Annotated in this window: 27 protein-coding genes; 12 read left to right on the plus strand and 15 right to left on the minus strand. The window is 68.0% G+C overall.

Annotation, left to right across the window (positions count from 1 at the left end; genetic code table 11):
- Positions 1-88 precede the first annotated feature (88 nt).
- From MTY59_RS02195 to pstA, 4 genes are all read left to right on the plus strand, one after another.
- Positions 89-937 (plus strand): ATP-binding cassette domain-containing protein, encoded by an 849-nt coding sequence (locus MTY59_RS02195; protein ID WP_221044224.1) that lies wholly within the window; start codon positions 89-91, stop codon positions 935-937.
- Positions 938-968: 31 nt separating this feature from the next.
- Positions 969-2093 (plus strand): phosphate ABC transporter substrate-binding protein PstS, encoded by a 1125-nt coding sequence (gene pstS / locus MTY59_RS02200; RefSeq protein WP_221044225.1) that lies wholly within the window; start codon positions 969-971, stop codon positions 2091-2093.
- Between the two features lie 63 nt (positions 2094-2156).
- Complete coding sequence (gene pstC / locus MTY59_RS02205) at positions 2157-3173, plus strand: phosphate ABC transporter permease subunit PstC (protein WP_221044226.1); 1017 nt, start codon at positions 2157-2159, stop codon at positions 3171-3173.
- A gap of 1 nt (position 3174) precedes the next feature.
- Positions 3175-4044 carry a phosphate ABC transporter permease PstA gene (pstA, locus tag MTY59_RS02210; RefSeq protein WP_221044227.1) on the plus strand — a complete coding sequence of 290 codons (870 nt, stop codon included), beginning with the start codon at positions 3175-3177 and terminating at the stop codon, positions 4042-4044.
- On the opposite strand, the gene MTY59_RS02215 is transcribed toward pstA, so the two are convergent.
- From MTY59_RS02215 to MTY59_RS02240, 6 genes are all read right to left on the minus strand, one after another.
- The gene (locus tag MTY59_RS02215) at positions 4038-4484 is read right to left on the minus strand and encodes a response regulator (protein WP_221044228.1); all 447 of its coding nucleotides are present in this window, start codon (positions 4482-4484) and stop codon (positions 4038-4040) included. The genes pstA and MTY59_RS02215 overlap by 7 nt on opposite strands.
- Positions 4481-6010, minus strand: coding sequence for a sensor histidine kinase (locus MTY59_RS02220; RefSeq protein ID WP_415822746.1), 1530 nt, complete (start codon positions 6008-6010; stop codon positions 4481-4483). The genes MTY59_RS02215 and MTY59_RS02220 overlap by 4 nt, the downstream gene beginning before the upstream one ends.
- Positions 6011-6078: 68 nt before the next feature.
- Positions 6079-7224 (minus strand): PP2C family protein-serine/threonine phosphatase, encoded by a 1146-nt coding sequence (locus tag MTY59_RS02225; RefSeq protein ID WP_221044230.1) that lies wholly within the window; start codon positions 7222-7224, stop codon positions 6079-6081.
- Between the two features lie 264 nt (positions 7225-7488).
- Positions 7489-8658, minus strand: a complete 1170-nt coding sequence (locus tag MTY59_RS02230; protein WP_221044231.1) for an acyl-CoA dehydrogenase — start codon at positions 8656-8658, stop codon at positions 7489-7491.
- A 15-nt stretch (positions 8659-8673) separates the two neighbouring features.
- A complete protein-coding gene (purE, locus tag MTY59_RS02235; protein WP_221044232.1) occupies positions 8674-9189 on the minus strand; it encodes a 5-(carboxyamino)imidazole ribonucleotide mutase in 516 nt (171 codons plus the stop codon).
- Positions 9186-10493, minus strand: coding sequence for a 5-(carboxyamino)imidazole ribonucleotide synthase (locus tag MTY59_RS02240; RefSeq protein ID WP_415822730.1), 1308 nt, complete (start codon positions 10491-10493; stop codon positions 9186-9188). Before MTY59_RS02240 ends, purE begins: the two co-directional genes overlap by 4 nt.
- Before the next feature lie 110 nt (positions 10494-10603).
- Here MTY59_RS02240 and MTY59_RS02245 point away from each other — a divergent pair, with 110 nt between their 5' ends.
- Positions 10604-11263 (plus strand): GtrA family protein, encoded by a 660-nt coding sequence (locus tag MTY59_RS02245; RefSeq protein WP_221044233.1) that lies wholly within the window; start codon positions 10604-10606, stop codon positions 11261-11263.
- Here MTY59_RS02245 and MTY59_RS02250 read toward each other — a convergent pair.
- The 3 genes from MTY59_RS02250 to MTY59_RS02265 form a co-directional block, all read right to left on the minus strand.
- Positions 11218-11736 carry a PH domain-containing protein gene (locus MTY59_RS02250; protein ID WP_064954825.1) on the minus strand — a complete coding sequence of 173 codons (519 nt, stop codon included), beginning with the start codon at positions 11734-11736 and terminating at the stop codon, positions 11218-11220. The two genes, MTY59_RS02245 and MTY59_RS02250, sit on opposite strands and share 46 nt — an antisense overlap.
- Before the next feature lie 154 nt (positions 11737-11890).
- Positions 11891-12715: a biotin--[acetyl-CoA-carboxylase] ligase gene (locus MTY59_RS02260; protein ID WP_221044234.1), complete on the minus strand. Its 825-nt coding sequence runs from the start codon at positions 12713-12715 to the stop codon at positions 11891-11893.
- Between the two features lie 17 nt (positions 12716-12732).
- Positions 12733-14304 carry an FAD-binding protein gene (locus MTY59_RS02265; RefSeq protein ID WP_221044235.1) on the minus strand — a complete coding sequence of 524 codons (1572 nt, stop codon included), beginning with the start codon at positions 14302-14304 and terminating at the stop codon, positions 12733-12735.
- 35 nt (positions 14305-14339) lie between these two features.
- Here MTY59_RS02265 and MTY59_RS02270 point away from each other — a divergent pair, with 35 nt between their 5' ends.
- The 7 genes from MTY59_RS02270 (at position 14340) to MTY59_RS02300 (ending at position 20756) form a co-directional block, all read left to right on the plus strand.
- Positions 14340-15980, plus strand: a complete 1641-nt coding sequence (locus MTY59_RS02270; protein ID WP_221044236.1) for an acyl-CoA carboxylase subunit beta — start codon at positions 14340-14342, stop codon at positions 15978-15980.
- A complete protein-coding gene (locus MTY59_RS02275) occupies positions 15977-16249 on the plus strand; it encodes an acyl-CoA carboxylase subunit epsilon (protein WP_250160699.1) in 273 nt (90 codons plus the stop codon). The genes MTY59_RS02270 and MTY59_RS02275 overlap by 4 nt, the downstream gene beginning before the upstream one ends.
- Entirely contained in the window at positions 16246-16878 is a 633-nt protein-coding gene (locus tag MTY59_RS02280) for a Maf family protein (RefSeq protein WP_221044237.1), read from the plus strand. The genes MTY59_RS02275 and MTY59_RS02280 overlap by 4 nt, the downstream gene beginning before the upstream one ends.
- 22 nt (positions 16879-16900) lie before the next feature.
- Entirely contained in the window at positions 16901-17791 is an 891-nt protein-coding gene (locus tag MTY59_RS02285; RefSeq protein WP_221044238.1) for a sulfurtransferase, read from the plus strand.
- Between the two features lie 10 nt (positions 17792-17801).
- Positions 17802-18221, plus strand: a complete 420-nt coding sequence (locus MTY59_RS02290) for a SufE family protein (protein ID WP_221044239.1) — start codon at positions 17802-17804, stop codon at positions 18219-18221.
- Positions 18222-18347: 126 nt separating this feature from the next.
- Complete coding sequence (locus MTY59_RS02295) at positions 18348-20144, plus strand: acetyl/propionyl/methylcrotonyl-CoA carboxylase subunit alpha (RefSeq protein ID WP_221044240.1); 1797 nt, start codon at positions 18348-18350, stop codon at positions 20142-20144.
- A gap of 183 nt (positions 20145-20327) precedes the next feature.
- Positions 20328-20756 (plus strand): STAS domain-containing protein, encoded by a 429-nt coding sequence (locus tag MTY59_RS02300; protein WP_221044241.1) that lies wholly within the window; start codon positions 20328-20330, stop codon positions 20754-20756.
- Here MTY59_RS02300 and MTY59_RS02305 read toward each other — a convergent pair.
- The 6 genes from MTY59_RS02305 to MTY59_RS02330 all read right to left on the minus strand — a co-directional run bounded on the left by MTY59_RS02305 (position 20727) and on the right by MTY59_RS02330 (position 25138).
- Positions 20727-21515 carry an RNA polymerase sigma factor SigF gene (locus MTY59_RS02305; protein WP_221044242.1) on the minus strand — a complete coding sequence of 263 codons (789 nt, stop codon included), beginning with the start codon at positions 21513-21515 and terminating at the stop codon, positions 20727-20729. The two genes, MTY59_RS02300 and MTY59_RS02305, sit on opposite strands and share 30 nt — an antisense overlap.
- Positions 21512-21949: an ATP-binding protein gene (locus MTY59_RS02310; RefSeq protein ID WP_221046219.1), complete on the minus strand. Its 438-nt coding sequence runs from the start codon at positions 21947-21949 to the stop codon at positions 21512-21514. Before MTY59_RS02310 ends, MTY59_RS02305 begins: the two co-directional genes overlap by 4 nt.
- A 447-nt stretch (positions 21950-22396) precedes the next feature.
- Complete coding sequence (gene usfY / locus MTY59_RS02315) at positions 22397-22708, minus strand: protein UsfY (RefSeq protein WP_221044243.1); 312 nt, start codon at positions 22706-22708, stop codon at positions 22397-22399.
- Between the two features lie 47 nt (positions 22709-22755).
- On the minus strand, positions 22756-23139 hold the full coding sequence (locus MTY59_RS02320) for a hypothetical protein (protein ID WP_221044244.1): 384 nt from the start codon (positions 23137-23139) through the stop codon (positions 22756-22758).
- A gap of 157 nt (positions 23140-23296) precedes the next feature.
- Positions 23297-24634, minus strand: a complete 1338-nt coding sequence (gene lat / locus MTY59_RS02325) for an L-lysine 6-transaminase (RefSeq protein WP_221044245.1) — start codon at positions 24632-24634, stop codon at positions 23297-23299.
- A gap of 51 nt (positions 24635-24685) precedes the next feature.
- Positions 24686-25138 carry an Lrp/AsnC family transcriptional regulator gene (locus MTY59_RS02330; RefSeq protein ID WP_221044246.1) on the minus strand — a complete coding sequence of 151 codons (453 nt, stop codon included), beginning with the start codon at positions 25136-25138 and terminating at the stop codon, positions 24686-24688.
- Positions 25139-25159: the final 21 nt, after the last annotated feature.

Here is a 25159-nt window from a genome sequence, read left to right on the forward strand (position 1 = left end):
AGCTCGATGAGTAGCACCTTGGAAGATTGACAGAGTCTGAACTGAGCCCCGGCGTGGGCAGTCCGGACACCAGTACCATCGGCCCTAGATGGACCGTTTACAGCTCAAAGCAGAAACCGATGCCATGGGTGCCGATGCCGCCGTTCCGGTGATCGAAGCAGTGAATCTCACCCTGGGCTTCGGCGGCAAAACCGTGCTCGAGGACGTGAGCCTGACATTTCCCGCGCGCGCGGTCACCTCTCTGCTCGGCCCGACGGGCTCGGGCAAGACGACCTTCTTGCGCACCCTGAACCGGATGAACGACAAGGTCTCCGGGTACCGCCACGAGGGCGACGTTCTGCTTGGCGGACGCAGCATCTTCAAAGACCGCGACCTCATGGAGTTTCGCCGCAGGGTCGGCATGCTGTTCCAGCGCCCCAATCCGTTTCCGATGTCGATCATCGACAACGTGCTCGCCGGCGTGCGTGCCCACAAATTGGTGCCGCGAAAGGAATTCCGGGCGGTCGCCGAGGCCCGGCTCACCGAGGTCGGCCTCTGGGATGCGGTCAAGGACCGGCTCGGTGATTCGCCGTTCCGGCTCTCCGGCGGTCAGCAGCAGTTGTTGTGCCTGGCCCGCACGCTCGCGGTGAACCCAGAGGTGCTGCTGCTCGACGAGCCCACCTCCTCGCTGGACCCGGCCACCACCGAGAACATCGAAGGCCTCATCCGATCGCTCGCCAGCCACCTGACCGTGGTCATGGTGACCCATGACCTCGCCCAGGCCGCCCGGATCGGTGACCGGACGGCCCTGTTCTTCGACGGCAGGCTGGTCGAGGAGGGGCCCACCGAACAGCTCTTCCTGTCGCCGAAGCATGCAGAAACCGTCCGCTACGTATCCGGACTGTTCGGCGACCGCAGGCTCCTCGGCGTCGTCGTCGGGGCGGACAGCGCCACCTGAGGGAGCGACACAAAAGAGAAGGGCAAGGACCGTGAAAAATCGTTTGCGAATGTTGTTGGCTCTTTCCGCCACCGTGCCACTGGTCCTGTCCGCGGCCGCCTGCGGTTCGAACAAAACGGGCGGTCAATCGAGCCCCGGCGCCGGCAACGGTAGCCCCGCGACCACGCCCGCGAGTAACAACCTCGCGTTGACGGAGACCGGTGCCACCGAGCTGTATCCGCTGATGAACCAATGGGTTGCGGCCTATCACGCGAAATACCCCAACGTCTCGATCACGACCGGTGCGACCGGCTCGGGTGCCGGGATCTCGCAGGCCGCTGCCCGCGCCGTCGACATCGGCGCCTCGGGCGCTTACCTGTCCGAGGGCGATATGAAGGCACACAAAGGGCTGATGAACATCGCGCTGGCCATTTCGGCCGAGCAGGTCAACTACAACCTGCCGGGTCTCACCGAGCACCTCAAACTGAACGGCAAGGTGCTTGCGGCCATGTACGAGGGCAAGATCAAGACCTGGAACGACCCGCAGATCGCCGCGCTGAACCCCGGGGTGAACCTGCCGGCCACCCCGGTGGTCCCGCTGCACCGTTCCGACGGAGCAGGCGACACCTTCGTGTTCACCCAGTACCTGTCGAAGCAGGACCCCGACGGCTGGGGTAAATCGCCCGGCTTCGGCACCACCGTCGACTTCCCCGCGGTGCCGGGAGCCCTGGGCGAGAACGGTGCCGGCGGGATGGTGACCGGCTGCGCCGACACCCCCGGCTGCGTCGCGTACATCGGCAGCAGCTACCTCGACCAGGCCACCCAGAAGGGGCTGGGCGAAGCCCAGTTGGGCAATGCGTCGGGGAACTACCTGCTGCCCGACGCCCAGGGTGTTCAGGCCGAAGCCAGCGGCTTCGCCGCGCAGACCCCGGCGAACCAGGCCATCTCGCTGATCAACGGCCCGGCCGCGGACGGCTACCCGATCGTCTACTACGAGTACGCCATCGTCTACAACAACCAGAAGGACGCGGCCACCGCGCAGACGCTGCAATCGTTCCTGCACTGGGCGGTGACCGACGGGAGCAACGCGTCATTCCTGAACGCGGTCCACTTCCAGCCGCTGCCGGCTTCGCTGGTGAAGTTGTCCGACGCGCAGATCGCCCAGATCAGCAGCTGAGCGGCCGCAGTGACGACCTCGGTGCACCAGCGGGCACCCGACCGTCCGGCCATCCTCGCGCGCATGCGGGGCCGCCTCCGTAGCGTCCACCGCGCGGGCCTCGCCGTGCGGTGGGCCGGTGGGATAAGTTCGGTGCTCCCGCTTCTCGCGCTGGTCGCCGTGCTGGCCACGCTCGCCATCGAGGCCGCGGGCGCGATCAGGGTCAACGGGCTGCACTTCTTGACCGGCACGGAATGGAACCCGGGCAACCTGTACGGCACAAACGCTGTGACCCATGGTGTCTCGCATCCACTCGGCGCCGAATACGGCGCACTGCCGCTCATCGTCGGCACCCTCGCGAGCTCCGCGATCGCGTTGATCATCGCGGTGCCGGTGTCCGTCGGCGCGGCGTTCGCGATCGTCGAAAGGCTGCCGGGACGCCTCGCCTCGGCCGTCGGCATGGTGCTTGAATTGCTGGCCGGCATCCCCAGCGTCGTGGTTGGCCTGTGGGGTGCGATGACCTTCGGGCCGTTCGTCGCCCACCACATCGCCCCGGTGATCGCCCGCAACGCTCCGGATGTGCCGGTGCTGAACTACTTTCGCGGCAACACCGGCAACGGCGAGGGCATGCTGGTGTCCGGTCTGGTTCTGGCGGTGATGATCATCCCGATCATCGCCAGCACCTGTCGCGACCTGTTCCGAGGAGTTCCGTTGCTGCCCCGGGAGGGCGCCGCCGCGCTGGGGATGTCCGACTGGGAGTGCGCGCGCCGGGTCACCCTGCCGTGGGTGTCCAGCGGCATCATCGGCTCGGTGGTCCTGGGACTCGGGCGCGCGCTAGGAGAGACGATGGCCGTCGCCATGGTGTCGGGTGCGGAGCTGGGTGCGATGCCCAGAAATATCTACTCGACCATGACCACCATTGCTGCCACCGTTGTCTCCCAACTGGATTCTGCGATGACCGATTCCACCAACTTCGCGGTGAAAACGCTTGCCGAGGTTTCCCTGGTGCTTCTGGTGATCACGTTGTTGACCAACGTGGCCGCACGCGCGCTGGTGCGCCGGGCGTCCGGTAGAGCACTGCCGGTGGGACGAGGGGTGTGAAATGAGTCCACGGCGGTCTGTACGCGTGCGGCGCAAAACCACCAACGCGCTGTTCTGGACGGCCTGCTTCTGTTGTTTGGCTGTGGTGGTCGGCCCGACGTTGTGGATGCTGGTCGGAGTCGTCGCCCGCGCGGTGCCGGTGTTTCACTTCAGCGTGCTGGTGCAGGATACGCAGGGTAACGGCGGCGGGCTGCGCAACGCGATCGTCGGGACCGTTGTCCTTTGCCTCGGGGTCACGCTGGTGGGCGGGATCGTCAGCGTGTTGACCGGGATCTATCTATCCGAATTCGCAACCGGTAGAAAGCGATCGATCTTGCGCGGCGCCTACGAGGTGCTGTCCGGTATCCCATCCATCGTGCTCGGTTACGTCGGCTATCTGGCGCTGGTGGTCAACTTCGACTGGGGGTTTTCGCTGGCGGCCGGGGTGCTGACGCTGTCGGTTCTGAGCATCCCGTACATCGCTAAGGCCACGGAGTCCGCCCTCGGTCAGGTACCGACGTCGTACCGGGAAGCCGCCGAGGCACTCGGGCTGCCGGTCAGTTGGACGCTGCGCAAGATCGTGCTGAAGTCGGCGTTGCCCGGAATCGTCACGGGCTTGCTGCTGGCGATCGCGTTGGTGATCGGTGAGACTGCGCCGATGCTGTACACGGCGGGATGGTCGAATTCCCTTCCGACAGGACAGCTCACCCATTCGCAGGTCGGTTACCTGACCTATCCGATCTGGACGTTCTACAACCTGCCGTCGAAGACGGCGCAAGACCTGTCCTATGACGCGGCCTTCTTGCTGATCGTTTTTTTGCTGCTGCTGATCATCGCTGGGCGGTGGATCACCTGGCTATCGCGGCGGCATTCCGAATCCGCAAATCACTGAGAGCCCGGCAGCCGCACCACTTGAACGAAGAACTCGTCGATCTGCCGGACGGCCTTCATGAACTGGTCCAGGTCAACGGGTTTGGTGACGTAGGCATTCGCGTGCAGCTTGTAGCTCTTGAGGATGTCTTCCTCCGCCGAGGAGGTGGTGAGCACCACGACCGGGATGCGCGCCAGGTCGGGGTCGGACTTGACCTTCTCCAGCAGCTGGCGCCCGTCGTATTTGGGCAGGTTCAGGTCGAGCAGGATGAGGTCGGGCCGCGGCGCGTCGGCGAACTCACCGCGCCGGTAAAGGTAATTGAGTCCTTCCTCCCCGTCGTGTGCGACATGGAGCCTGTTCTTGAGCTTGTTGTGCTCGAACGCTTCTCGGGTGATGAGCTCGTCGCCCGGGTCGTCCTCGACGAGCAGGATGTCGATTGCTCTGCCTTCTGTTGTCGTCATTGATGCGCTCCTTCCAAAGCGACCGGGTCTGCTTCGTCGACGGGTCTGGGACCGGGCAGGGTCAATTCGAATCGGGTCCCATCGGTGTAGGACGTGTCGATCCGGACGGTGCCGCCGTGGTGCTCGATGATCTTCTTGACCAGTGCCAGGCCGACTCCGGTTCCGGCGTACACGTCGCGGCCGTGCAGCCGCTGAAAGATCACGAAGACCTTGTCGGAGAATTCCTCCGGGATACCGATGCCGTTGTCCGCCACGCTCAGCAGCCATTCGCCGTCACGGCTTCCGGTGCCGGGCTCGCATTCGATGACGATGCGGGGCCGGCGATCCTTGTGCCGGAACTTGATCGCGTTGCCGATCAGGTTCTGCCACAGCATCGTCAACAGCATCGGATCCCCGATGATCTGCGGCAGCGGCTGCTGCGGGCGCACGATCTGCGCCTCGGTCTCCTCGATCGCGGTGGCCAGGTTCGCCAGGCCGGCGTCGAGGGTCGCGTCGAGTTGCACCTCGGTTTCCGTGGTGCCCAGCCGGCCGACCCGCGAGAAGGTAAGCAGGTCGTTGATCAGCGCCTGCATGCGCTTGGCGCCGTCGACCGCGAATCCGATGTATTCGATGCCGCGCTCGTCGAGCTGGTCGCCGTAGCGCCTTTCCAGCAGCTGGCAGAAGGACGCGACCTTGCGCAGCGGTTCCTGCAGATCGTGCGATGCGACGTAGGCAAACTGCTCGAGTTCGGTGTTGGATCGGCGTAATTCGGCGGCCTGTTCATCCAGTTGCGCCTGCGCCGACTGCGACACCTCGAGCTCGTCGACGATGCGCTTGCGCATGTTCTCCACGTCGATCGCCATGTTGCGAATGTCCTTGGGCCGCCGCGGAAGTGGGATCGTCTCCTCGAAGCTGCCCTGGGTGATGCGCCGGCAGGCCGCGGCCAGCGCCGCGATCGGCCGGGTGATCGCCGCGCGACTGAGCAGCCCCAGCACCAGGGCGGTCCCGATCACGATGAGCGCCGTGGCGCCCAGCACCCAGTCGCGCCAGCCGTTGATCGCGTTGAGCGAGTCGGTGGCAGCCGCAGTGGCCGCCGTCAGATGCGTGTTCTGCGTATCGAAAAGCTCACGGAGATGGTCGAATTTGCTCTTGCCGGTGTCGGCAGTGCGGGGGCTGATGTAGCTCGGCGTCTTGGGGGCCACGTTGGAAATCAACGGCTCGGCGTAGTTCGTCCGCCAGTCGGCGGCGGCGGCTTCCACCGCGTCCAAATCGGCCATCAGCTCCGTGCGCCCGCCCACCAGACGCCGAATCTCGTCGGCCGCAGCCTGTTCGGCGCGCTGTCCGTCGTAATACGGCGCGAGGAACTGCCGGTCGGCGGACATCAGGTAGCCGCGCATGCCCGTCTCCTGATCGCGCAGCGCCGCCTGCAGGCGCGCCGCGGCGACGCGCGCCGGCTGGATGTCCTGGGCCATCTGGCGCGTCACCTCGTCGGTGCGATGCAGCAACACGGCGCCGACCAGCGCCCCGACGAGCACGGTCGCGCCCATGATCCACAGCACCAACGCCAACCATCCCCGCACGGTGAGCTCCGTGAGCCGAAGCGGACGCGATGGGATCACGTGGAAGTCCTCTCGACGCGCAGGACGGCGATGTCGTCGGTCAAACCGCCGCGGGGCTGGGCGAGTTGCTGGGCGCCGTTGATGAGCGCGTCGACGAACGCGGGGCCGGACCGATCGGCATGCGCGCGGGCCAGGGCGAGCAGGCCGTCCTCGCCCAGGCGTTGCGTGCCCTCGCCCGAATAACCCTCGAAGAGTCCGTCGGTCAGCAACAGTAGGGCGTGCCCGGCGGGCAGCTCCAGCTCCTCGGACGGCCAGTCGCCGGTGTGCAGGCCCAGCGCCGGACCACCCGCCGGCTCGAGCCACTGCACGGTTCCGCCGGCCTGCACCAACATCGGCGGGTGCCCGGCGCGGATGACGCTGACGCGCGGGCTGTCGGGCGAAATCTCCAGGCTGAGCACGGTCGCGAAGATTCCGGTGTCGGTTCGTTCCGAATACAGGACCCGTTCGAGTTGCCGCATCAGTTCGACGCCGTGCACACCGGCAAAGGTGAGCGCGCGGAACGCGATCCGTAATGCCGCACCCAGCGCGGCCTCGTGCGGGCCGTGTCCGGCGACGTCGCCGATCAGCACGTGCACCACCCGGTCGGGCGTCTGGACGACGTCGTAGAAGTCACCGCACAGCAGCGCGTCCTCGCGGCTCGGCCGGTACCGGGCGACGATGTCGACGCCCGGGTTGTCCAGCAGCAGCGGCGAGGGCAGCAGGCCGCGTTCCAGCAGCGCGTTCTCCCGGGCCCGCAGCTTGGTGGCGTGCAGGTCGGCGGCGATGAGCTCGGCGCGCTTGCGCTCGATTGCGTACAGCAGTGCGCGGCGCAGCATTTCGGGCTCGACCCGGCCCTTGACCAGATAGTCCTGGGCACCGGCGGCCACGGCCGACGCCCCGAAGAACTCGTCGTTCAGTCCTGTCAGCACCACGATCGGCACGGTGGCGTCGAGGTTGGCGATGCGGTTCAGCGCGTCGATTCCACTTGCGTCGGGCAGGTGCAGGTCCAGCAGCACGCAGTCGGGGCGGGCGGACTCCAGCTCGCGTTCGGCGTGCGCCATCGACTGCGCCCACACCACCCGGATGTCGGTGACCGCGTCGGTGATCAGGTCTTCCACCAGCACCGCGTCGGCGCGATCGTCCTCGACCAACAGCAACGACATTGACTGCCAACTCGCCGCCGGGGTGACTGGAGCGCGCACGGGCATCAAATCCCGGTCGCCGCGCGCCGGGCAGGGGAATCCGCGTTCTCCACTGTGACCCCCTGGCCGTCGGTAAGACCCTGCGCTGGCGTGGCGACGTTCCGACTCGGTTAGCTCCGGCGCGTCAACGCCGACTCTACGTGTGACGTTAGGGCACCGAATGATTGCCGTGGGACATCTTATTCGTTGCCGCTTAGCTTTTCTAAACGAACCGCCGGAAAACGATCAGCGCAGCAGCGCCCGCGACATCACCACGCGCTGAATCTGATTGGTGCCCTCGTAGATCTGAGTGATCTTGGCGTCCCGCATCATCCGCTCGACCGGGAAGTCGATGGTGTAGCCGGCGCCGCCGAAGAGCTGCACCGCGTCGGTGGTCACTTCCATCGCGACGTCGGAGGCCAGGCACTTGGACGCCGCGGAGATGAAGCCCAGGTGGGATTCGCCGCGCTCGGCGCGGGCGGCGGCGTGGTACACCATCAGCCGGGCGGACTCGACCTTCATGGCCATGTCGGCGAGCATGAACTGCACGCCCTGGTTGTCGCTGACCGGACGGCCGAACTGCTTGCGGTCCTTGGTGTATGCGATGGCCGCATCCAATGCGCCCTGCGCGATGCCGACGGCCTGGGCGCCGATGGTGGGCCGGGTGTGGTCGAGGGTCGCCAGCGCGGTCTTGAAGCCGGTGCCGGGGTCGCCGATGATCCGGTCGCCCGGGATGCGGCAGTTCTCGAAGTAGAGCTCGGTGGTCGGTGAGCCCTTGATGCCGAGCTTCTTTTCCTTGGGCCCCACGGTGAAGCCCTCGTCGTCGTTGTGCACCATGAATGCCGAGATGCCGTTGGCGCCCTTGTCCGGATCGGTCACGGCCATCACCGTGTACCAGCTCGACTTGCCGCCGTTGGTGATCCAGCACTTGGCGCCGTTGAGGATCCAGTCGTCCCCGTCGGCCTTCGCCCGGGTCCGCATGGACGCCGCGTCGCTGCCGGCCTCGCGCTCGCTCAGCGCGTAGGACGCCATCGCGGTGCCGTCCGCGATCGCGGGCAGCACCTGCTTCTTCAGCTCGTCGGAGCCGCGCAGGATCAGCCCCATGGTGCCCAGCTTGTTCACCGCGGGAATCAGCGACGCCGAGGTGTCGACGCGGGCGACCTCCTCGATCACGATGCACGCCGCCACCGAGTCGGCACCCTGCCCGCCGTACTCCTCGGGCACGTGCACGGCGTTGAACCCGGACGAGTTCAGCGCCTCCAGCGCTTCCTCGGGGAAGCGGGAGTTCTCGTCCACCTCGGCGGCGTGCGGAGCGATCTCCTTCTCCGCCAGCGCACGGATCGCGGCGCGCAACTCCTGGTGTTCTTCGGGCAGTTGGAACAGATCGAAGTCGGGGTTTCCGGCCCATCCAGCCATCTCGGCCTCCTCTTACTACTCGCCGGTAACTTTACCTTGACGCTTTTGCAGCGCCTCATCCTTGGCCCGCACGCTGCGCGCCAGCTCCTCCTGGAACGCGACGATCCGCGCGCGCAACGCCGGGTCGGACGAGCCGAGGATGCGCACCGCGAGCAGCCCGGCGTTGCGGGCTCCCCCGATGGAGACCGTGGCCACCGGGACGCCGGCGGGCATCTGCACGATCGACAACAGCGAGTCCAGGCCGTCCAGGCGCGCCAGCGGCACCGGCACACCGATCACCGGCAGCGGCGTCGCGGACGCGACCATCCCGGGCAGGTGCGCGGCTCCCCCGGCCCCGGCGATGATCACCTCGATGCCGCGCCCCGCCGCGTCGCGCGCATAGTCGAACATCACCTGCGGGGTGCGGTGCGCGGAGACGACCCGGACCTCGGTCGGCACATCGAACTCGGCCAGCGCCGCCGCGGCGTCCTGCATCACCGACCAGTCGCTGTCGCTGCCCATGATCACCCCGACGCGAGGCTGCTGGGTCATATGCGCCGCTCCTCCTCACTTCGTTCTGCATCGTCGCCGGCGGAGTCATGTGGATCCCATCCGTCCGTCCACTGCCCGTGTGACAACCAGTGTGCCGCCAGCTCGGCGCGTTCCCGCAGCTTCGCCACGTTTTCCCGATCGGCCGGCGCGAAGCCGGCGAAGTTGATGTGCCCGACCTTGCGGCCGGGACGTTCTTCCTTGCCGTAGAGGTGGACGCGGGCGTCGGGCATCCGCGCGAACAGGTGGTGCAGCCGCTCGTCGACGCTCATCTGCGGGACTTCGGGTGCGCCCAGCACGTTGGCCATCACCGTCACCGGCGCGATGGCGTCGGTGTCGCCGAGCGGGTAGTCCAGCACCGCGCGCACGTGCTGCTCGAACTGACTGGTCCGCGACCCGTCCATGGTCCAGTGCCCCGAGTTGTGCGGCCGCATCGCGAGCTCGTTGACCAGCAGCGCGCCGTCGACCGTCTCGAAGAGCTCGACCGCGAGCACCCCGACCACGCCGAGCTCGGCGGCCAGCCGCAACGCCAGCTGCTGCGCGGCGGCGGCCCGTTCGCCGGGCAGCTCCGGCGCGGGCGCGATCACGTGCACGCAGATCCCGTCGCGTTGCACGGTCTCGACCACCGGCCACGCCGCGCCCTGACCGAACGGCGACCGGGCCACCAGGGCCGACAGTTCGCGGCGCAGGTTCACCTGCTCCTCGGCCATCACCGGCACGCCGTCGGCCAGGAAGGCTGTCGCGATCTCGCGGGCGTGCAAGGGATCGCGCGCCATCCGCACCCCGCGCCCGTCATAACCGCCGCGGACCGCTTTGACCACCACGGGCCCGGCGATGCGCCGCGCGAAGTCGTCGAGTTCGTCGACGCTGCGGATCTCGGCATAGCGGGGCACCGGGACGCCGAGGGCCTCCAGTCGGCGGCGCATGACGAGCTTGTCCTGCGCGTGCACCAGGGCCTGTGGCGGCGGCGCCACGTTGACACCCTCGGCGACCAGCTTCTCCAGCAGTTCGTTCGGCACGTGTTCGTGGTCGAAGGTCAGCACGTCGGCGCCCGCGGCCACCCGGCGCAGCGCGTCGAGATCGGTGTGCGACCCGATGACGACGTCGGACGCGACCAACGCGGCCGGCTCGTCGGCCGCGGTCGCCAGCACCCGCAGCGACTGCCCCAGCGCGATCGCCGCCTGGTGGGTCATCCGGGCCAGCTGACCGCCACCGACCATTGCGACGACGGGGACGACGCGGGGGACGGCTCGGGGCGCTGCGACGGGGGCTGCGCCCGGCGGGCGTGTACTCGGCACGGCCATCATGGTGTCACGACGAAACAAACCGGCGCCAAAGGCGTGTTGACCGGGGCCGACACCGAGTTGTTATGTACGATTTTGCGTCGAATTTGTGTGCATCCGTAGACTGACGTGTTGTGTCCTTCGCCGAAGCCACGATCGCGCGTCTGCCTAGGGTTATGCAGCCCTATTTGCTACGCCACCACGAACTGATCAAATTCGCCATCGTCGGCGGAACCACATTCGTCATCGACTCGGCGATTTTCTACACGCTGAAGCTGACAATTCTCGAACCCAAACCGGTGACCGCGAAGGTGATCGCCGGCATTGTGGCGGTCATCGCGTCCTACGTGCTGAACCGGGAATGGAGCTTCCGCAATCGCGGCGGGCGCGAGCGCCACCACGAGGCGCTGCTGTTCTTCGCGTTCAGCGGCGTGGGGGTTTTGCTCTCGATGGCGCCGCTGTGGTTCTCCAGCTACGTGTTGCAGTTGCGCGAGCCGATGGTGTCGCTGGCAGTGGAAAACGTCGCCGATTTCATCTCCGCCTACCTCATCGGCAACCTGCTGCAGATGGCGTTCCGGTTCTGGGCGTTTCGGCGCTGGGTGTTCCCCGACCAGTTCGCGCGCGACCCCGAGAAGGCGCTGGAATCCGCGCTCACCGCCGGCGGTATCGCCGAGATCTTCGAGGACGAGATCGAGGGCGGCAACGTCACGCTGCTGCGCGCCTGGCGCAACCGGGCCAGCCGGCTGACTCAGCTGGGCGATTCCTCGGAACCGAGGGTGTCGAAGACTTCGTGATACAGCAGCGCGTGCACCTCGCGCAGCCGCGGAATGTCATAGAACTCCAACGGATCTTGTGACGCCGACTCGATGATCAGCGTCCCGGTGCGGAACATGCGCTCGGTGATGCGATCCCGGAATTCCACGCTGTTGATCCGGGCCAGCGGGATGTCGATGCCGGTGCGGGTCAGCACCCCGTGCCGGAACATCACCCGCCGGTTGGTGACCACGAAGTGGGTGGTCAGCCAGCTCAAAAACGGCCACAGCGTCAGCCAGCCCACGATCACCAGCCAGATCCCCCAGATGACGCCGTAGATGATGTTCTTGGCGAGCTGCTCCCAGTGCGTCGAGTTGAGATATCCGGAGCCGAACGCGGCCAGTCCGGTCACCAGGATGAGGACGAGCACCGGCCAGATCAATCGCTTCCAGTGCGGGTGGCGATGCACGATGACGTGTTCGCCGGCGGCCAGAACGTTATCCGGGTAGCCCATGCCCGCCGACATTAGCTGTGCAACGCGGCAATCCGCGGGCCACTAGCCCAAATGGTGGCGACCCGCTTCGCCCGGCTTCGCCGCGCTCGCGATCGCCACTTGGCCGATGGTGGCGACCCGCTGCGCCCGGCTCGTGCCGCGCTTGCGATCGCCACTAGCGCAAATGCACGACATCGCCGGCCGCGACGACGACGGTCTGCCCGCCGCTGTCCAGGCAGAGCCGGCCCTGATCATCGATGGCGGTGGCCGTCCCGTCGACCTGCTTGCCGCCGGGCAGGTGCGCGCGGACCCGGGTGCCGATGGTCAGGCTGCGCGCCCGGTAATCGGCGGCCAGCGCCCAGTCGGCCCCGCGCGCTGCGCGCCAGGCCACGATCCGCCGGCCCAGCTCCCGCAGCAACGCCGACACCAGTTGGGTGCGGTCGGGCGCGGCCACGCCCAGGTCGAGCAGCGACGTCGCGCCGGGGCCGTCGATCTCGTCGGCGGACTGAGTCACGTTGAGCCCCAGGCCGATCACCACGACGGGCTTGGCCACCTCGGCGAGGATGCCGGCCAGCTTGCCCGGCGAATCCGGCGGGCCTGCCAGCACGTCGTTGGGCCATTTCAGACCCGCCTGCGCTCCGGTCCCCGCCAGCAGCGGTGTCACGGTGTCCACCACCGCCACCCCGGTGGCCAGCGGCAGCCAGCCCCATCCGGTGGTGGGGACGTCGACGACGCTCACGCCGACGGACATGGTGATCTGGGCCCGCGGCGTGGCCGACCAGCCGCGGCCGTGCCGGCCTCGCCCGGCGGTCTGGTGCTCGGCGATCAACACGGCACCGGCGACGTCGTCGCCCGACGCCGCGCGCGCCAGCAGGTCGGCGTTGGTGGAGCCGGTCTGCTTGACGACGTCGAGCTTGCGCCAGCCCAGCCCGGTGCCGATCAACTCGGCGCGCAATGCGCTGTCGTCCAACGGTGCTCGAAGCTGATCTCGTTCTGTCACCGCACCCAGCCTAGAACTCAGGGCCGGCGGTCACGCATGTCCAGCACGGCCAGATGACTGAACAGCATGCTGGTTCCGATCGGGTTGCCGCCGCCGGGATAGGCGGTGCCGCTCGGCGCGGCCATCGTGTTGCCCGCCGCGTACAGGCCGGGAATGGGATTGCCGGCCGCGTCGAGCACCCGGGCCGCGGCGTCGGTGCGCAGGCCGCCCTTGGTGCCCAGATCGGAGATGCCGAACGCGGCGGCGTGGTACGGCGGCGAGTCGATGGGCACCAGCGGCGATGCGCCCGCCGAGAAGGCGCGGTCGAAGGCCTCGTCGCCGCGGCCGAAGTCCTCGTCGACGCCGGCAGCGGCGAAGCCGTTGAACCGCGCCACCGTCGCCGCCAACCGCTCCCCCGGCACGCCGATCTTGGCGGCGAGTTCCTCGAGGGTGTCCGCGGTGTGCCACAGGCCGGCGGCGACGTACTTCCCGGTCTCCACGATGGAGACGTTGGCCGCCTTCACCGGCGGAACCTCGCCCTCCTTGTCGTCGTAGATCATCCAGTACGGCAACGTCATCGACCCGTCGGCCAGCTGCGCGATGATCTCGCGGCCGGCCCGGTCGTAGGCCCGGGACTCGTTGACGAACCGGTTGCCGGACTGGTTGACGAAGATGCCGCCGGTGAACCACAGCGCGAACGCGGACCCGCCGTCGGGATGGGTCATGCCCGGCGACCACCAGGCCTGGTCCAGGAGGTCGGTGTCGGCGCCTGCGGCGATGCCGGCCTGCAGCGCCAGGCCGCGACTTCCCGGGCCGCCCATGGTGTCTCGCGACGTTCCGGGCACGCCGTAGCGCCGGCGCAGTTCCTCGTTGGCCTCGAAGCCCCCGGCGGCCAGCAGCACCCCCCTGCGCGTGCGGATGCCGCGGCGCCCGCCGGCGGTCTCGACGATCGCTCCGGTCACCCGCCCGTCCGACACCACCAGCTCGACCAAAGCGGTGTCGAGCCGCAGCGACGCCGTCGGGTACTGCCCGATGGCCTTGAGGAATCGCGCGATCAGGGCGCGACCCCCGAGGTAGTAGTCGGACGGCGGTTCGGCGCCGAGCCGGTCGGTGTCCAGGGGCCCGCGAATCGCCTCGCGGAATTCGGGGGCGGCGGCCACCTTCAGCGGCTTGGCCGCGATGTGGCGCTGACCGTCCAGGCGAGCCTTGGGCGCCGTGCCGTAGTAGTCGGGCCAGGGCAACGGCACGAACTTCAGGTTGGGGTCGGCGTCCAGGTACTCGATCAGCGGCGCGCCGCCGCGGACGAAGGTTTCCTGCAGTTCGCTTGGGGTGCGGTCGCCGACCACGGCGTGGTAATAGGTGAGCGCGTCCTCGATGGTGTCGTCATCCATGCCGGCGCGGACCAGGACGGGGTTGCACGGGAACCAAACGCCGCCCCCACCGGAGTACGCGGTGGTGCCACCGAATTTCGACGTCGCCTCGACCAGCACGACGTCGAGGCCCTCGCGCGCCGCGGTGTACGCGCCGGTCATGCCGCCACCGCCGGACCCCGCCACCAGCACGTCGCATTCCTGCGCCCAGTCCGCGGTTCCCAACGGGCGGGCGTCCATCAGCGGAGAGTACCGCGCCGCTAAGCTCGACACCCATGACGAGCGTTACCGACCACACCGCGGAACCGGCCGCCGAACACTCCATCGACATCCACACCACCGCCGGCAAGCTGGCCGAGCTGCACAAGCGTCGCGAAGAGTCGCTGCACCCGGTGGGCGAAGAGGCCGTGGAGAAGGTGCACGCCAAGGGCAAGCTGACCGCCCGTGAACGCATCCTCGCCCTGCTCGACGAGGACTCGTTCGTGGAGCTCGACGCGCTGGCCCGGCACCGCAGCAAGAACTTCGGCCTGGAGAACAACCGCCCGCTGGGCGACGGCGTGATCACCGGCTACGGCACCATCGACGGCCGCGACGTGTGCATCTTCAGCCAGGACGCCACGGTGTTCGGCGGCAGCCTCGGCGAGGTGTACGGCGAGAAGATCGTCAAGATCCAGGAGCTGGCGATCAAGACCGGCCGCCCCTTGATCGGCATCAACGACGGCGCCGGCGCGCGGATCCAGGAGGGCGTCGTCTCCCTGGGTCTGTACAGCAAGATCTTCCGCAACAACATCCTGGCGTCCGGCGTCATCCCTCAGATCTCGCTGATCATGGGCGCCGCCGCCGGCGGGCACGTCTACTCCCCCGCCCTGACCGACTTCGTGGTGATGGTCGACCAGACCAGCCAGATGTTCATCACCGGGCCCGACGTCATCAAGACCGTCACCGGCGAGGACGTCACCATGGAGGAGCTGGGCGGCGCCCACACCCACATGGCCAAGTCGGGCACGCTGCACTACGTCGCCTCCGGCGAGCAGGACGCCTTCGACTGGGTTCGCGACCTGCTCAGCTACTTGCCGCCCAACAACGCCACGGACGCGCCGCGTTACGCCGGGCCGCATCCCCCGGGCGCCATCGAGGACAACCTCACCGAGGAGGACCTCGAGCTGGACACGCTGATCCCGGACTCGCCCAACCAGCCCTACGACATGCACGAGGTGATCACCCGCATCCTCGACGACGACGAGTTTTTGGAAGTGCAGGGCGGTTACGCGCAGAACATCGTCATCGGGTTCGGCCGCGTGGAGGGCCGGCCGGTCGGGATCGTCGCCAACCAGCCGACCCAGTTCGCCGGCTGCCTGGACATCAACGCCTCGGAGAAGGCGGCGCGGTTCGTCCGGACCTGCGACTGCTTCAACATCCCGATCATCATGCTGGTGGACGTCCCGGGCTTCCTGCCGGGCACCGGCCAGGAGTACAACGGCATCATCCGCCGCGGCGCCAAGCTGCTGTTCGCCTACGGCGAGGCCACGGTCCCGAAGATCACCGTCATCACCCGCAAGGCCTACGGCGGCGCCTACTGCGTCATGGGGTCCAAGGACATGGGTTGCGACGTTAACCTGGCGTGGCCGTCGGCGCAGATCGCGGTGATGGGCGCCTCCGGTGCCGTCGGGTTCGTCTACCGCAAGCAGCTGAGCGAGGCCGCCAAGGACGGCAAGGACGTCGACGCGCTGCGCCTGCAGCTGCAGCAGGAGTACGAGGACACGCTGGTCAACCCGTACGTCGCCGCCGAGCGCGGCTACGTCGACGCGGTCATCCCGCCGTCGCACACCCGCGGCTACATCGGCACGGCGCTGCGGCTGCTGGAACGCAAGATCTCCCACCTGCCCCCCAAGAAGCACGGGAACATTCCCCTATGACCGAGACGACCGACGTGCAGGCCGACGACGCGGTGGCCGACGGGGCCGCGCAGCCGCAGGCGCACGAGCCGCACATCCAGATCCTCAAGGGTGAGCCCACCCTCGAGGAGGTGGCCGCGCTGGTCGCGGTGCTGGGCTGCGCCGGCGGTGTGCCGGAGCCCGAACAGCCCGAGCGGACCCGCTGGGGCCTGCCGGTGGACCGGCTGCGTTTCGCGATGACCAACTATCAGCGGCTCACGTTCCAGCAGATGACCCACATGAGGCATTGACCCGCCTGGTGCTGGCGTCGGCGTCGGCCGGCCGGCTCAAGGTGTTGCGCCAGGCCGGCGTCGATCCGCTGGTCGTGGTCTCCGGCGTCGACGAGGACCTCGTCGCCGCCGCGCTGGGCCCGGACGCGTCCCCGGGCGACGTGGTGTGCGCCCTGGCCCGTGCCAAGGCCGACCGGGTGGCCGGCGAGCTCGACGCCGGCCTGACGTCCGATTGCGTTGTCATCGGCTGTGATTCGATGCTTTCCATCGACGGCCGGCTGTGCGGGAAGCCCGGATCGGCCGAGGCCGCCATCAGCCAGTGGCGTCTGATGGGTGGCCGCGCCGGCGAGTTGCACACCGGACACTGCCTGCTGCGGCTCACCGACGGCCGCTTTACCCATCGTGAAGTCGAATCGCTAAGCACCACAGTGCATTTCGCTACACCGTCGGAGGCGGACCTGCGGGCGTATGTCGATCACGGGGAGCCGTGGCACGTGGCAGGCGGCTTCACCCTGGACGGCCTGGGCGGCTGGTTCGTCGACGGCATCGACGGCGACCCGTCGAACGTGATCGGCGTCAGCCTGCCGCTGCTGCGGTCCCTACTGGGCCGGGTCGGGCTGTCCGTGTCCGCGCTGTGGGCCGCCAACTGACCCTGACGGTAGGCTCGGTGGTGTGGCATTACCACCCGATCCAAGCCCGACATTGTCGGCCTACGCCCACCCCGAGCGCCTGGTCACCGCCGACTGGCTGTCGGCCAACCAAGGCACCCCCGGCCTGGCGATCGTCGAATCCGACGAGGACGTTCTGCTCTACGACGTCGGTCACATCCCCGGCGCGGTGAAGGTCGACTGGCACACCGACCTCAACGATCCCCGCGTCCGCGATTACATCAACGGCGAACAGTTCGCGCAGCTGATGGACCGCAAGGGCATCGCCCGCGACGACACCGTGGTGATCTACGGCGACAAGAGCAACTGGTGGGCGGCCTACGCGCTGTGGGTGTTCACGCTGTTCGGCCACCCCGACGTGCGGCTGCTCAACGGCGGCCGTGACCTGTGGCTGGCCGAACGCCGGGAGACCACCCTGGACGTGCCCACCAAGACGTCCAGCGGCTACCCCGTCGTCACCCGCAACGACGCGCCCATCCGAGCCTTCAAGGACGAGGTGCTGGGCATTCTGGGCAGCCAGCCGCTGATCGACGTGCGCTCGCCGGACGAGTACACCGGCAAGCGCACGCATATGCCGGACTACCCCGAGGAAGGCGTGCTGCGCGGCGGACACATCCCCACCGCCCGGTCGATTCCGTGGGCCAAGGCCGCCGACGAGAACGGCCGGTTCCGCAGCCGCGAGGAGCTCGAGGAGCTCTACGGCTTCCTGCAACCGGACGACAAGACCGTCGTGTACTGCCGCATCGGCGAGCGGTCCAGCCACACCTGGTTCGTGCTGACGCATCTGCTGGGCAAGCCCGGGGTGCGCAACTACGACGGTTCGTGGACCGAGTGGGGCAACACCGTGCGCACGCCGATCGTGGCGGGTGAAGAGCCGGGCACCGTCGAAGTCTGATGGCGTCGCGATGAGCATGCCCGCGCCGCTGGCCGAAGTGGTGTCCGACTTCGCCGAGGTCGAGGGCCAGGACAAGCTGGCGCTGCTGCTGGAGTTCGCCAACGAACTCCCGGCGCTGCCGCCCGGCCTCGAACAGGCGGCGATGGAACCGGTGCCCGAATGCCAGACCCCGCTGTTCCTGCATGTCGACGCCAGCGACCCCGAGCGGGTGCGGCTGCACTTCAGCGCGCCCGCCGAATCGCCCACCACGCGTGGGTTCGCGTCGATTCTGGCCACCGGTCTCGACGAACAGCCGGCCGCCGACATTCTGGCGGTGCCCGAGGATTTCTACGCCGACCTCGGGCTGGCCGCTCTGATCAGCCCGCTGCGGCTGCGCGGCCTGTCGGCGATGCTCGCCCGCATCAAGCGCAGGCTGCGCGAGGCGTCCTGAAAAAAGGTGGACCGCCTCGTCGGGCCGAACGGCGTGGCGCTTAGACTTCCCGAGAACTCGTTGTAAGAAATTCTCTTAGAGAAGCCCGCAGAAATGCGTCTGCGGATATGCCAAACAGGAGGCGCAGTGGCTAATCACGCCAGCTCGAGGATCTCCAAGGTGCTCGTCGCCAACCGCGGCGAAATCGCTGTCCGGGTGATCCGCGCGGCCCGCGATGCGGGCCTGTCCAGCGTGGCGGTGTACGCCGAGCCCGACGCCGACGCGCCGCACGTGCGTCTGGCCGACGAGGCGTTCGCTCTGGGCGGTCAGACGTCGGCGGAGTCCTACCTGGACTTCGGCAAACTCCTTGACGCGGCGGCCAAGTCGGGCGCCAATGCCGTTCACCCCGGCTACGGCTTCCTTTCCGAGAACGCCGATTTCGCGCAGGCGGTCCTGGACGCGAACCTGATCTGGATCGGGCCCAGCCCGCAGTCCATCCGCGACCTCGGTGACAAGGTCACCGCCCGCCACATCGCCGCCCGCGCGCAGGCCCCACTGGTGCCCGGCACCCCGGATCCGGTGAAGGACGCCGACGAGGTGGTGGCCTTCGCCAAGGAGTACGGCGTGCCGATCGCCATCAAGGCGGCGTTCGGCGGCGGCGGCCGCGGCATGAAGGTGGCCCGCACCATCGAAGAGATCCCCGAGCTGTTCGAGTCGGCCACCCGTGAGGCCGTCGCGGCGTTCGGCCGCGGCGAGTGCTTCGTCGAGCGCTACCTGGACAAGCCGCGCCACGTCGAGGCGCAGGTGATCGCCGACCAGCACGGCAACGTCATCGTCGCCGGCACCCGCGACTGCTCGCTGCAGCGTCGGTTCCAGAAGCTGGTGGAAGAGGCTCCCGCGCCGTTCCTGACCGACGCGCAGCGCAAGGAGATCCACGAGTCGGCCAAGCGGATCTGCAAGGAGGCGCACTACTACGGCGCCGGGACCGTCGAGTACCTGGTCGGCCAGGACGGCCTGATCTCCTTCCTGGAGGTCAACACCCGTCTGCAGGTCGAGCACCCGGTCACCGAGGAGACCGCCGGCATCGACCTGGTGCTGCAGCAGTTCAAGATCGCCAACGGCGAGAAGCTGGACCTCACCGAGGACCCCACGCCGCGCGGGCACGCTATCGAGTTCCGGATCAACGGCGAGGACGCCGGGCGCGGCTTCCTGCCCGCCCCCGGCCCGGTCACCCGTTACGACATCCCGACCGGGCCCGGCGTCCGGCTGGACTCGGGCGTCGAGGCCGGTTCGGTCATCGGCGGCCAGTTCGACTCGATGCTGTCCAAGCTGATCGTGTACGGCGCCACCCGCGAGGAGGCGCTGGCCCGCTCCCGCCGGGCCCTGGACGAATTCCACGTCGAAGGCCTGGCCACGGTCATCCCGTTCCACCGCGCCGTGGTGTCCGACCCGGCGTTCATCGGTGACGGCGACGGCTTCTCGGTGCACACCCGCTGGATCGAGACCGAGTGGGACAACACCATCGAACCGTTCACCGGCGGCGAGCCGCTGGACGAAGAGGACGCCCGGCCCCGACAGAAGGTGGTCGTGGAGGTCGGCGGGCGCCGGCTCGAGGTGTCGCTGCCCGGCGACCTGGCGCTGTCCAGCGGCGGGGCGGCCGACCCGGCCGGTGTCATCCGCAAAAAGCCGAAGCCGCGCAAGCGCGGGTCGCACGCGGGTGCGGCCGCCTCGGGCGACGCGGTGACCGCTCCCATGCAGGGCACCGTCGTCAAGGTCGCCGTCGAGGAAGGCCAGGAGGTTGCCGCGGGCGATCTGGTGGTGGTGCTCGAGGCGATGAAGATGGAGAACCCGGTGACCGCGCACAAGGACGGTGTCATCACCGGACTTGCGGTCGAGCCGGGCGCAGCCATCACTCAGGGCACCGTGCTCGCCGAGATCAAGTAAAGCTCCCTGAGAGTTTTGTCAGACAGCGTTGTCGGCCCTGGCCATCGCGAGTAGGGTTTCGGTCAAGGTTGAGTTCACAGCCGCCCGGGATACGTCAGTGACGTGGGGGTAGGCGGAATTCCCTCCTTCTCCGAACGTTGTGCGCGTGGCTGACGTATCCACAGGAGGAATCCTCCTCGATGGATGGAGTCAGCGATGTCTGTGGCGCAATCTTGGCAGCAAAGCCGCACAGCACAATTCACCGCCCGCTGGGGCCCGACGGGCACCTTGATCACGGTGGACGGCGAGCTCGACGCGGCCAACACCGATCAGCTCGTGGCGTACGTGGCGCAGAGCACCAACCGCTCCCGGCGGATGGTCCTCGACCTGCGCGGCCTGAAATTCATTGGTACCGCGGGCTTTTCGGCGCTGCACCGAATCAACGTGAAATGCTCGGCCGCCCAGGTGTCCTGGGCCATGGCGCCGAGCCCGGCGGTGGCCAGGTTACTGCGGGTCTGCGACCCGGACGGCACCCTGCCGGTGACGACGCAGCAGGCCGAGCCGCTGCTGGAACCGCTGTGGGTTGAGGAAGAGCCCCGGCCGCTACTGCAGCTGGTCACGGAGCCGCGTTAGCGACTTCGCCAGCAACCGCGACACGTGCATCTGGGAGATGCCGACCCGCTCGGCGATCTGCGTCTGCGTCATCGACTCGAAGAATCGCAGCACCAACACGGTTCGCTCGCGCTCGGGCAGCGCCTCGAGCAGCGGACGCAGCGCTTCCTGATCCTCGATGCGGTCCAGGCCGGTGTCGACGTCGCCGAGGGTGTCCGCGATCGCGCGGGCTTCCTCCTCCTCGCCGCCGCCACCGCTGTCGATGGACAGGGTGTTGTACGAGCTGCCGGCCACCAGGCCCTCGACGACCTCTTCGCGGTCCATGTCGAGTTCCGCGGCGAGTTCGGTCGCGGTGGGCGCGCGGCCAAGCCGCTGCGACAGGTCGGCGGTGGCGGTGCCCAGCCGCAGGTGCAGTTCCTTCAGCCGCCGCGGGACCTTGACCGACCAGCTGTTGTCGCGGAAGTGGCGGCGGACCTCGCCCATGATCGTGGGCACCGCGAAGGAGACGAAGTCCGAGCCGGCGTCGACGTCGAAGCGGACCACCGCGTTGACCAACCCGACGCGGGCCACCTGAACCAGGTCGTCACGCGGTTCGCCGCGGCCCTCGAAGCGACGCGCGATGTGATCGGCGAGCGGTAGGCACCGCTCGACGATCTTGTCCCGTTGACGTTGAAATTCCATCGAGTCCGGCGTGACGGTCGCCAACTCACGGAACATGTCCGGAACATCGGCGTATTCGTTCGGACGCGATACCGAACCGCCGGCAGCTCGCGCTGTCACCTGCTGGAGGCCGCCCGTCGCGCCGTCAGTGTGATGCCGAACACACTGCCGGTTTCATTGGGTTCGCGACCGTCATGGAAAGTCTGGACGTCGTCGGCGAGCGACGTCAGCACGTGCCAACTGAAGCTTCCGGGCGCCACTACATCGTGGGTGTCGCAGGCCGCGGAAGCTTCCACCACCAATTGGTCATCCTGCGGATCGACCACGACGATCAGGGTCGCGTCGGGAGTGGCCGAACGAATCAACCGGGTGCACACTTCGTCGACCGCGAGCCGCAGGTCCGCCACCGCATCGAAATCCAGGTCCTCGAAGGTGCCGATGGCACCGACCAGGGTGCGCAGCATTGCCAGGTTCTCCAGTCGCGCAGCAACGTGAAGCTCGACGGCGCGATGGCCGCGCGGACGCTCAGTAGCGTGCAATCCAGCATCCTTCATATGGTCTCCCGGCAATGTTCGACTGACACTACTACTGCTTCGCAGTCCGCCGTGGACCTCGCGATCGAGCCGGTTAGTCATGATCGCCGCCGGGTATTCGGCCCGCCGCGGGCGGGCCTGACACCACCGACACAGTCGCGACGCGCCGGTGAAGGCGCGTCGCGGTGATCGCCGGGGACACGGTGGTCATATCGATAGTCGTTGCAGTAGGCATAGTTGGAGTAGGCATATATGTCGGTGTGCTCGCAATCTTGTTCCCCACGATGGGGTGACCACGCTAACGCAACCGTTCCGGCACTCATCATGGTGCAAACCTGATACCCACAAGTCAGCGCCCGTAACCTCGGAATTACCTTTCAAGCAAAATTTCACACCGCCCCGCGTCGTGGCAGGTCACCGCCGAAAAAGCCGCGAGAAAGCGCGCACTACGCTAGTCGGCGGCGGGTGTCAGCTGGCCGGCCACTGCCGGTGCACCTCGGGATGCTCGGCGTACCAGCGATCGGCGATCCGGCGAATCCTGCGGTGCTCCACCGCGAGCCACGCCAGCCCGAGCACAGCGGCGATGACCGCGACGATCCCCGCCGTCACGCCCACGTGGTGATGTCCGCTGCCGAAGGCCGCAAGACTGCCGCAGGCCCCGATCACGCCCGCGACGACCAAGAGATACCCGGGCCAGTGCAGGACGTCGATCAGCGACTCGCCGGCCAGCGGCCGCGTGGTCCTCAGATGGTCGACGGGGTCGTGGTAGGTGTCTCCCATGGCTGCTCCTCACCGCACCATCAACGTTAGATCGCGGGAGAACAAACCTAAAGAGCCAGCACCAGCCCGGCGATCGGAGCGACACCCATCGCGACCATCAGCGCCATCGCGGTCAGCAGGAACCAGCCCGCGCCGTGCCATCCCCACCACGTGCCCCGGGCCTTCCACACCAGATAGGTGCGCACAAACGCCCAGATCCCGGCGGCGAGCGCGATCAGCGGGCCCCCCAACGCCAGCAGGGTGCGCTGCGGCGCGCCACACGCCACCGTGTCCACGCTGACCCCCGGGCAGGTGCTCACCCACACCGCGGCGATCAAGAGGAAGCCGACCGCGGCCAGCGTGGACAGCACGGCAAACCGGATGGCGGCATGCACCTCGCCGTCCTCCTGACCCAAGCGGTCACCGCCGGATCGAGCATCCGCTTTCTGCATCGTTGGTCACCTCCCTCAGGGGCCCGCGCTTGGTACATCGCTCGCTACGTCGCATTAGTTACCGGGCATCATCACCGCGCTGGTAGCAGCGGAAGGCGCACGGAACAAATACCCCGCAGCAAACCGGGGTAAACGCGCTCGATGTGAGGTCAAGGCCCTAGCGCAGGGCCCGCAGCGCGGCGCGCACGGCGCGCAGGGCTGCGTCGATCTCCGCGCGCGAGACGGTCAGCGCCGGACGGAACCGGACACCGTCGTGTCCCGAGGGCAGCACGATCACCGCTTGGCGCCACAGCAGGCGGATCAGCGCGTCGCGGTCGGCGTTGGTCGGCACGCTGAACGCACACATCAGGCCACGGCCGCGGGGGTCGAGCACCAGGCCGGGAAATTCGCCGGCGAGCTCGTCGAGGCGCGCATGCAGGTAGGCCCCTCGTTCGGCGGCCCGGTCGAACAGTCCGTCGGCCTCGACCACCTCCAAGATTCGGCGGGCGCGCACCATGTCGGCCAGGTTGCCGCCCCACGTCGAGTTCACCCGGGAGGACACCGCGAACACGTTGTCGCGGACCTCGTCGACCCGGCGGCCGGCCATGACCCCGCACACCTGGGTCTTCTTGCCGAACGCCACCACGTCGGGTTGCACGCCCAATTGCTGGTAAGCCCAAGGCGTTCCGGTCAGGCCGCAGCCGGTCTGCACCTCGTCGAAGATCAGCAAGGCGTGGTACTCGTCGCACAGCTCGCGCATGGCCGCGAAGAACTCGGGCCGGAAGTGACGGTCGCCGCCCTCGCCCTGGATGGGTTCGGCCACGAAGCAGGCGATGTCGTGCGGGTGGGACTCGAAGGCCGCGCGGGCCTGGCGCAGCGACTCGGCCTCCAGCGCCGCGATGGCCGCGTCGTCCAGGCCGGGCCGGAGGAACGGGGCGTCGATGCGGGGCCAGTCGAACTTGGGGAAGCGGGCCACCGTGACCTGCTTGGTGTTGGTCAGCGACAGCGTGTATCCGCTGCGGCCGTGGAACGCGCCGCGCAGGTGCAGCACCCGGGTGCCCAGCGCGGGGTCGATCCCGCGCGCTTCGTTGAACCGGCTCTTCCAGTCGAACGCCACCTTGAGCGCGTTCTCCACCGCGAGCGCGCCACCGTCGACGAAGAACAGGTGCGGCAGCGCCGGGTCACCCAGTACCCGGGCGAACGTCTGCACGAAGCGGGCCATCGCCACCGAGTAGACGTCGGAGTTGCTGGGCTTGTTCAGGGCGGCCTGCGCCAGCTCGGCGCGAAATTCCTGGTCATCGGCCAGCGCGGGGTGATTCATGCCCAGCGGCGACGAGGCGAAGAAGGTGAACATGTCCAGGTAGCGCCGGCCGTCACGGGCGTCGTACAGGTAGGAGCCGGCCGAGCGGACCAGGTCGAGCACGAAGTCGAAGCCGTCGACCAAAATGCTGCGCGCCAGCACCTCGTGGACCCGGTCCGGCTCGGTGCAGGTGAAGCGTTCCAGGGTGGCGGTCATGGCGCCATGGTAGCCGATTTTTACGGAATTATGAGGGCTATACCGTATATTTTATGGTATTCGTTGCCTATCAGCGTAAAAAGTATTCAATATGATGGTGCTTCGCGTCCTGACGTTCGCCGTGGTCCGGATCCGCTGCAGCAGGTCCTCCAGCGCCCGGGCGGACGGAACGCGCACCAGCAGGACGTAGCTTTCCTCGCCGGCCACCGAGTGACACGATTCGATCTCCTCGATGTGCTCGAGGCGGGCGGGCGCATCATCGGGTTGAGAGGGATCCAAGGGAGTGATGGCCACGAACGCCGACAGCAGGTGTCCGACCGCCTCCGGGTCGATGCGCGCCGCGTATCCCGCGATGACGCCGCGCGCCTCGAGCCTGCGCACCCGCGACTGCACCGCCGAGACCGACAGCCGGGCGCTGGCGGCCAGCTCCGCCAGCGTCGCACGGCCGTCGGCGACCAGCTCGCGCACCAGAATCCGGTCGACCTCGTCGAGCGTCTCACTCATGGCCGGAGACTATCGCAGGAA

Origin of the sequence: Mycobacterium senriense (assembly GCF_019668465.1) — a bacterium.
Lineage (GTDB): Bacteria > Actinomycetota > Actinomycetes > Mycobacteriales > Mycobacteriaceae > Mycobacterium > Mycobacterium senriense.

What these genes read in the sequence shown, in the direction of transcription:
- MTY59_RS02330 (WP_221044246.1), bottom strand. Translation starts at nt 25,138, where the DNA reads ATGAGTGAGACGCTCGACGAGGTCGACCGGATTCTGGTGCGCGAGCTG.
- MTY59_RS02300 (WP_221044241.1), top strand. Translation starts at nt 20,328, where the DNA reads ATGGAGTCAGCGATGTCTGTGGCGCAATCTTGGCAGCAAAGCCGCACA.
- usfY (WP_221044243.1), bottom strand. Translation starts at nt 22,708, where the DNA reads ATGGGAGACACCTACCACGACCCCGTCGACCATCTGAGGACCACGCGG.
- MTY59_RS02310 (WP_221046219.1), bottom strand. Translation starts at nt 21,949, where the DNA reads ATGAAGGATGCTGGATTGCACGCTACTGAGCGTCCGCGCGGCCATCGC.
- MTY59_RS02250 (WP_064954825.1), bottom strand. Translation starts at nt 11,736, where the DNA reads ATGGGCTACCCGGATAACGTTCTGGCCGCCGGCGAACACGTCATCGTG.
- lat (WP_221044245.1), bottom strand. Translation starts at nt 24,634, where the DNA reads ATGACCGCCACCCTGGAACGCTTCACCTGCACCGAGCCGGACCGGGTC.
- MTY59_RS02195 (WP_221044224.1), top strand. Translation starts at nt 89, where the DNA reads ATGGACCGTTTACAGCTCAAAGCAGAAACCGATGCCATGGGTGCCGAT.
- pstA (WP_221044227.1), top strand. Translation starts at nt 3,175, where the DNA reads ATGAGTCCACGGCGGTCTGTACGCGTGCGGCGCAAAACCACCAACGCG.
- MTY59_RS02240 (WP_415822730.1), bottom strand. Translation starts at nt 10,493, where the DNA reads ATGATGGCCGTGCCGAGTACACGCCCGCCGGGCGCAGCCCCCGTCGCA.
- MTY59_RS02275 (WP_250160699.1), top strand. Translation starts at nt 15,977, where the DNA reads ATGACCGAGACGACCGACGTGCAGGCCGACGACGCGGTGGCCGACGGG.
- pstC (WP_221044226.1), top strand. Translation starts at nt 2,157, where the DNA reads ATGCGGGGCCGCCTCCGTAGCGTCCACCGCGCGGGCCTCGCCGTGCGG.
- MTY59_RS02220 (WP_415822746.1), bottom strand. Translation starts at nt 6,010, where the DNA reads ATGGGCGCGACCGTGCTCGTCGGGGCGCTGGTCGGCGCCGTGTTGCTG.
- MTY59_RS02290 (WP_221044239.1), top strand. Translation starts at nt 17,802, where the DNA reads ATGAGCATGCCCGCGCCGCTGGCCGAAGTGGTGTCCGACTTCGCCGAG.
- MTY59_RS02270 (WP_221044236.1), top strand. Translation starts at nt 14,340, where the DNA reads ATGACGAGCGTTACCGACCACACCGCGGAACCGGCCGCCGAACACTCC.
- MTY59_RS02230 (WP_221044231.1), bottom strand. Translation starts at nt 8,658, where the DNA reads ATGGCTGGATGGGCCGGAAACCCCGACTTCGATCTGTTCCAACTGCCC.
- MTY59_RS02265 (WP_221044235.1), bottom strand. Translation starts at nt 14,304, where the DNA reads ATGGACGCCCGCCCGTTGGGAACCGCGGACTGGGCGCAGGAATGCGAC.
- purE (WP_221044232.1), bottom strand. Translation starts at nt 9,189, where the DNA reads ATGACCCAGCAGCCTCGCGTCGGGGTGATCATGGGCAGCGACAGCGAC.
- MTY59_RS02225 (WP_221044230.1), bottom strand. Translation starts at nt 7,224, where the DNA reads ATGTCGTTGCTGTTGGTCGAGGACGATCGCGCCGACGCGGTGCTGGTG.
- MTY59_RS02320 (WP_221044244.1), bottom strand. Translation starts at nt 23,139, where the DNA reads ATGCAGAAAGCGGATGCTCGATCCGGCGGTGACCGCTTGGGTCAGGAG.
- MTY59_RS02215 (WP_221044228.1), bottom strand. Translation starts at nt 4,484, where the DNA reads ATGACGACAACAGAAGGCAGAGCAATCGACATCCTGCTCGTCGAGGAC.